The 6,222-nt window shown below is 44.9% G+C and carries 7 protein-coding genes; 1 reads left to right on the top strand and 6 read right to left on the bottom strand.

Annotated elements, in window-relative coordinates; genetic code table 11:
• Window positions 1-149: integrase core domain-containing protein (locus tag CWI71_RS04255; protein ID WP_157981051.1), on the top strand; the 149-nt coding region annotated here is incomplete at its 5' end.
• Between the two features lie 117 nt (window positions 150-266).
• On the opposite strand, the gene wecB is transcribed toward CWI71_RS04255, so the two are convergent.
• The 6 genes from wecB to CWI71_RS04225 are packed head-to-tail and all read right to left on the bottom strand — an operon-like array spanning window position 267 to window position 6,213.
• Window positions 267-1,403, bottom strand: a complete 1,137-nt coding sequence (wecB, locus tag CWI71_RS04250) for a non-hydrolyzing UDP-N-acetylglucosamine 2-epimerase (RefSeq protein WP_126754015.1) — start codon at window positions 1,401-1,403, stop codon at window positions 267-269.
• A 10-nt stretch (window positions 1,404-1,413) separates the two neighbouring features.
• Window positions 1,414-2,619 carry a UDP-N-acetyl-D-mannosamine dehydrogenase gene (gene wecC / locus CWI71_RS04245; RefSeq protein WP_126754014.1) on the bottom strand — a complete coding sequence of 402 codons (1,206 nt, stop codon included), beginning with the start codon at window positions 2,617-2,619 and terminating at the stop codon, window positions 1,414-1,416.
• Between the two features lie 35 nt (window positions 2,620-2,654).
• On the bottom strand, window positions 2,655-3,815 hold the full coding sequence (locus tag CWI71_RS04240) for a DegT/DnrJ/EryC1/StrS family aminotransferase (protein WP_126754013.1): 1,161 nt from the start codon (window positions 3,813-3,815) through the stop codon (window positions 2,655-2,657).
• Complete coding sequence (locus tag CWI71_RS04235; RefSeq protein WP_126754012.1) at window positions 3,816-4,424, bottom strand: GNAT family N-acetyltransferase; 609 nt, start codon at window positions 4,422-4,424, stop codon at window positions 3,816-3,818. It abuts the gene before it with no gap.
• Complete coding sequence (locus tag CWI71_RS04230) at window positions 4,415-5,623, bottom strand: glycosyltransferase family 4 protein (protein WP_126754011.1); 1,209 nt, start codon at window positions 5,621-5,623, stop codon at window positions 4,415-4,417. Before CWI71_RS04230 ends, CWI71_RS04235 begins: the two co-directional genes overlap by 10 nt.
• Window positions 5,620-6,213: a sugar transferase gene (locus CWI71_RS04225; RefSeq protein ID WP_126754010.1), complete on the bottom strand. Its 594-nt coding sequence runs from the start codon at window positions 6,211-6,213 to the stop codon at window positions 5,620-5,622. Before CWI71_RS04225 ends, CWI71_RS04230 begins: the two co-directional genes overlap by 4 nt.
• Window positions 6,214-6,222: the final 9 nt, after the last annotated feature.

Here is a 6,222-nt window from a genome sequence, read left to right as displayed (position 1 = left end):
ATTATGTATATCTGAATGACCGCCCTGATGCAGCTACGGTATTAACCAAGCTCGCTGAATGGTTCGAAGATTACAACAATTACCATCCGCACAGCGGATTGAAAATGATGTCACCGCGAGAGTATCGCGCTCTCAAAGTGGCAAGTTAAACTGTCCGTTTTAGCGGGGGCAACTACATTTTTTTGAGCTGAGAGTGTGATTGAAATAATTGTTTACCTACCCGGCTGATAACGCATAAAACTAAGTTCATTTAACGGCTTCAACAACTAAGGCTTAGCTGCCAAAAACTCACAAATACGCTCGCAAGCCTTCCCATCGCCATAAGGGTTGTGCGCGCGAGACATCACAGCATAGGCATCGTTGTCCGTAAGTAATGACGATACTGACGAAACGATGGCTGATTCAGATGTACCAACCAAACGAACCGTTCCAGCATCAACAGCTTCTGGGCGCTCAGTGGTATCACGCATCACCAGCACAGGTTTACCGAGTCCCGGAGCTTCTTCTTGTACGCCACCGCTATCGGTAAGAACCAGATAGCATTTTTGCATGAGCCAGACAAACGGCTCATAACCAAGCGGCTCAATAAGATGTACATTATCTACACCACCCAATAAGCTTTTCACTGGCTTTTGCACATTTGGGTTCAAATGAACCGGGTAGACAAAATGAACGTCAGGATGTGCCTCGGCAAGAGAACGAAGTGCAGAGCAGATATTCTCAAAGCCCTGACCGAAATTTTCGCGGCGATGGCCTGTAATGAGCACATAGCGTTTATCACTTAAATCGACCGATAAGCCAGCGCTCGCCAACTTCGCAAGGATCGCCTCCCGAAGCTCAGTCGAGGATTCAATCTTCGAGGTCACCCATTGCAGTGCATCAATTACGGTGTTACCAGTAACCAGAATCGATGCGTCATTTACTTGCTCGGCTAATAAGTCACGGCGATTGCGCTCGGTGGGCGCGAAATGCCAGAGAGCCAAGCGACCGGTCAGTTGACGATTCGCCTCTTCGGGCCATGGCGAGTATAAGTCATGCGTACGCAGGCCAGCTTCAACGTGTCCCACTGGTATGCGTGCATAAAATGCCGCCAATGAAGCTGCAAAGGTAGTCGCCGTATCACCGTGAACAAGAACCAAATCTGGCTGAGCTTCGGCAAGCACTGAGCGCATACCGAGCAATACCGATGAAGTCACATCGTACAAGTCTTGCCCTGCTTTCATAATATTCAGGTCGTAGTCTGGCGTGATCTCAAACAGCGCCAACACCTGATCGAGCATTTCCCGATGCTGTGCGGTAACGGCAACGACAACCTCAAAACGTGGATCGGCCTCAAAGGCTTTGACCAAAGGGGCCATTTTGATGGCTTCCGGGCGCGTGCCAAAGGCTAATAAAACTTTCATTTGCTTCGGCCTATTTTGTTGCAGCAACAGTTACGCCGCAGAAGTCCAAAACTTCGCCACGCACTTTCAGATTTTTAAACTCGTTATGAGCAACTAAATAAACGACGATATCCGCACTTTCAGCTGCTTCATGATAATCCGTTAACTTAATGCTTTTATGAGACTTAAGGTTTGGCTCAACAGCCAACGCCTCAACCTCTTCCATCACGAGGGACTGGAAAACCGACAGTGCTGGCGACTCACGCAGGTCATCAATGTTAGGTTTAAAAGCTAGCCCCATACATGCGACCGTTGGCTCGCGGCCATGCTCGATACGAAACTCACGCACAGTCTCTAACGTTCGCTCAACGACCCAGCCTGTTTTATAGTCGTTAATTTCACGCGCAGCGCGAATCAAGCGAGCGTCTTTACCTCCGGCATGCACAATAAACCAGGGATCAACGGCGATACAGTGACCGCCTACGCCGGTACCTGGCTGCAGAATATTAACGCGTGGATGATGATTAGCTAAGCGGATAAGCTCCCAGACATCAATACCAAACTTGTCGCATAAAATGGAAAGCTCATTGGCAAAAGCGATGTTTACGTCGCGGAAACTATTTTCGGTTAGCTTTGCCATCTCAGCAGTGCGTGCATCGGTCATTAACACTTCGCCAGAAACAAATGAGCGATAAAAATCTGCAACTACTTCTGTGGCTTTTGGTGTGATACCACCGACAATACGATCGTTTTCTACCAATTCACGCATAATGTGGCCCGGTAGAACACGCTCTGGACAATGCGCAATATGAATTTCTGAGGTGTCGACGCCCTCTTCACGCAAAACTTCCTCAACTCGTTCAGTTGTGCCGACTGGTGAGGTAGATTCTAAAATAACCATGTTGCCAGCTTTCACAACTGGAGCTATTGAGCGCGTTGCAGCCTCAACATAGTCAATATTCGGTACATGGCCATCGTGAAACGGCGTCGGTACAGCTAATACAAATACATCCGCAGGGGCAGGCTTAAGCGAGGCAGTCAGCGTTTTGTCTTTGACTGCTTTGGCAACATAGGCATCAAGCTCAGGCTCGACGATATGAATATCACCTTTATTCACGGTATCTACTACTTCTTCCGAAATATCGATGCCGAGAACTTGAAAACCTTGATTTGCGAGAAGTGCGGCTGTGGGTAGGCCGATGTAGCCTAGGCCTACGATACAGATATCCTTTGTCATTACATCTCCATAAAAAACTTGAAATTTATGTGTCTTCAGATTGTTAAAATTGATTTCACGGCATTAATGACTTTTTCTACATCTGAGTCTGTCATTTTTGTATACAAAGGCAGACTTACTTCTCGTTCGAAAAGAGATTGTGATACTTTAAAGTCCTGACGTTTCAGTGAGTACTGATCACGCCAATATGGTTGTAAATGCAACGGTATGAAGTGCACTGAACATCCAACGCCGTATTCAGCCATTTTAATAATGAAGTCGTCACGAGTAATGTTTGCTTCAGGCTCTAACAGAACTGGATAAAGGTGCCATGCGTGTTGGTCATCGCTTCGATATTGCTTGGGTAAAGTCAACGGAAGATCAGACAAACTCTGTGCATACTTTTCGGCAATTTCTACTCGTCGCTCCAGAAAACGAGGTAACCTCGCCAATTGGTGAATACCGATTGCGGCACTAATATCCGGCATATTATATTTAAAGCCAGGTGCTACAATCTCATAAAACCAAGCAGGCTTGCTTGAAGTGTACCGATCGAATGCATCCCTACTAATACCGTGTAATCGCATTATTTTACAACGTGCGAGGATCTCTTCATTCTTTGTGACCAGCATTCCACCTTCACCAGTAGTCATTGTCTTATTCGCATAAAAGCTAAAAACACTGACATCAGTGTCAAGTTGCCCTATTAGACGCCCCTTGTAGGTCGTTGGAAGAGCGTGTGCTGCGTCCTCGACGACTTTTAATTCATGCTCACGAGCCAACTGAATGATCTCGTCCATATCACAAGCCTGGCCTGCGAAGTGAACTGGCATAATTACTTTGGTCTGCGAAGTTATCGCCTTTCTAATGGCATCGACAGATATATTAAAGTCGTGCTCGTTAACATCAACAAAAACGGGGACTCCGCCAAGATAGCGTATTACTTCAGCAGTCGCAGTAAAGGTATACGAAGGAATAATGACCTCGTCACCCTTACCGACGCCCAATGCTTCTAAAGCTAAATGCAGGCCAGACGTAGCTGAGTTTACTGCGAGGGAATGCACCTCGCCCCCTAGAAACTCTGAAAATGACTCTTCGAATTTCTTGGCTTTGGGACCGGTAGTAACCCAACCACTACGAAGAGAATCTACAACTTCGGCTATCTCTTCCTCCCCAATTTCGGGTAAAGCAAAGGGTAAAAAATTAGTTGTGCTCATTTAGCTATCCAACGTCTTTGTTAGTCTATACATTTCTCGCTCACCACTTTGAAGAAACTTTGAATGTTCAGAAAAACCAAGCTTTTTATAGAATGCCAGAGTTGCGGTATTATCGTGGACATCAGTCGTCAAATAGACCGCATTAAGCTTACGTGCACTGAGGTCGGTATTCATAAAGTCAATTAATTGTGAACCAATCCCATTGCCCTTGACGCACGGATGAACTCCTATGCTGCTCAACAGCGCAAAGCCAGACATCGATCCTGTTTGGTCACCGCGGTACCTCACTGCTCGAATTACTTTTCTAGACGTCTGCAGAGGATGCATCAGGATTGCTGGGAGCATCATAAAACCGAGAGCGACACCATGCCTTTTTTTCATGAATTTGAAAAACACATCAGGGGAACTTGTGTAGGCAGCAAAACCTACAATCCTTTGGTCATCTTCACATACAATTAATGAAGCGGAAGGATGCTCAAGAAACACACTATAAAACTTACTTAGAAAGCGCTGTCCAAGTAAGGTTAAAAAGAATCCTTCGAAGGCATTCGTGTGAACAGATACAATACCTTTAATGTCTTTCTGTTGTGCATGACGTACTAGAGGCATTCTTCGATCACTCTTGTAACACTTTTGAAGCCACTACTCTGTCGAAGCTCACTTTGATAAAACTCCTGACCTGAGCGTCCCATCTGATACAGTTCATTGTCAGACATTTCAGCAAATCTCCTTATTGCGCTTGCAATACTCTCGGCATTTTCCGGTTCGGCTGAAAGGCCTGCTTTTGCTCGTCTCACAAGCTCATTCGCTTCTCTACCAGTCGCAATCAGTATCGGCTTGCCTGAACACAGGTAAGCTTGAACTTTTGAGGGGATTGTAATATCAAACAGTGGGTCATTTTTGAGATGGCAAACCATCACATCGGCATCTCGCACCAACCCAACGAGCATATCCGGAGCAACGAAATCCTTAAAGATGACATTTTCAATGTTCAATTCTGCGGCTAGAGCTTTTAATTGAGATTTCTCTGCTCCTTGACCTACTAATACAAATTTAGCGAGCTCTTTCGGTACCGATGCGAATGCTTTAATTACGGACTCTAACGACTGCAACGGGCCGTGATTACCTGTATATAAGAAAACCTTTGGCTCTCCGTCATGCTGACTAGAGCTCTTTAGTGTCATTTCGAGATATCGTCTCTCCTCTGGACACCAGTTATAAATAACACTTATTTTGTCTTCTGGTGTTCCCTGCTCGACCAGGTAAGTCTTAAACCCATTAGATAGCACCACCACTTTTGACGCATTTTTAAGCGAGAAATTAACCATCCGCCTGATGACTCTCGAAGCTTTAGAGCCAGCGGATGCACCTTCGGCGATAAGCGATTCTGGCCAGAGATCTTGGATATCAGATATGAATGGCGTGCGACGAATGCGCTTAATAAAACTTGCACTTACCCCAGTAGTGATCTGAGGATGATAGGCATATATCACATCAGCCTTTTTGCAGAACAAAAGGTAACTTAAAGACGTTATGAAGAAGCTGAAATAGTTTAATGCGCGGGACAGTTTACCCTTGCTTCCAGTGATATAACTCCAAAGCCTTGTAACTTTAATAGCGCCCTCACAATCTGTATTTTTCAGTCGACTCCGATAGCCATCGAATACTTTACCTTTGGGATAACTCGGAAAGGTTGTCACAACCTCTACTTCGTAGCCTAGATTATTTAGGTGCTTACAAAGCGCCAACCCCTTAATCGAATACTCCGGATCAAAAAGTTGAGATAGAAAAATGATTCGCTTTTTCATCGTGTTATCACTTTAATCACGGTTTTAAATATAATTACAAGGTCGCCTACGAAGCTTTGATTATCAACATAATCAACATACAGCTTCTGCTTTATTGGTAAAATATGCTCGATGTAAGCAGCATGAGGGTCATCGTATTTTTCAAGAATTTCATTTTCGTCAACCATCAAAATAGAAGCGTTATCGGTAATGCCTGGACGAACGGAGAGAACTTTTTCGCGAATGTTTGGCTCATAACAAGCAATATACTCAGGCACCTCTGGTCTTGGCCCCACTAAACTCATGTCCCCGAAGAACACGTCAAAAAGCTGTGGCAACTCATCAATCTTAAATTTTCGGATAAAGTTACCTGAATGTGTGACTCTTTTATCTCGCTTACCGACTGTTAGTTTCCCTTTTGATTCAGCGTCGACTCTCATAGAGCGAAATTTGTGAATTCTAAATATCTCACCGTCTTTTCCAACTCTAACTTGCCGAAAGAAAACCGGACCCGGACTATCAAGTTTTATCCAAACGGCGATAGCAAGAAACACAGGAGACAGCAGTAGAATACCAATTGCGGCACTAACAACATCGAAAATACGTTTCATCTGATGCTC

It is taken from the genome of Pseudidiomarina insulisalsae (assembly GCF_003987065.1).
GTDB classification, from domain to species: domain Bacteria; phylum Pseudomonadota; class Gammaproteobacteria; order Enterobacterales; family Alteromonadaceae; genus Pseudidiomarina; species Pseudidiomarina insulisalsae.
The sequence above is the reverse complement of the archived record's forward strand: the minus strand, read 5'-3'. Positions and strand labels throughout refer to the sequence as shown.

Excerpts from the sequence above, each read along its gene's own strand:
- wecB (WP_126754015.1), bottom strand. The coding sequence starts at position 1,403 with ATGAAAGTTTTATTAGCCTTTGGCACGCGCCCGGAAGCCATCAAAATG.
- wecC (WP_126754014.1), bottom strand. The coding sequence starts at position 2,619 with ATGACAAAGGATATCTGTATCGTAGGCCTAGGCTACATCGGCCTACCC.
- CWI71_RS04240 (WP_126754013.1), bottom strand. The coding sequence starts at position 3,815 with ATGAGCACAACTAATTTTTTACCCTTTGCTTTACCCGAAATTGGGGAG.
- CWI71_RS04235 (WP_126754012.1), bottom strand. The coding sequence starts at position 4,424 with ATGCCTCTAGTACGTCATGCACAACAGAAAGACATTAAAGGTATTGTA.
- CWI71_RS04230 (WP_126754011.1), bottom strand. The coding sequence starts at position 5,623 with ATGAAAAAGCGAATCATTTTTCTATCTCAACTTTTTGATCCGGAGTAT.
- CWI71_RS04225 (WP_126754010.1), bottom strand. The coding sequence starts at position 6,213 with ATGAAACGTATTTTCGATGTTGTTAGTGCCGCAATTGGTATTCTACTG.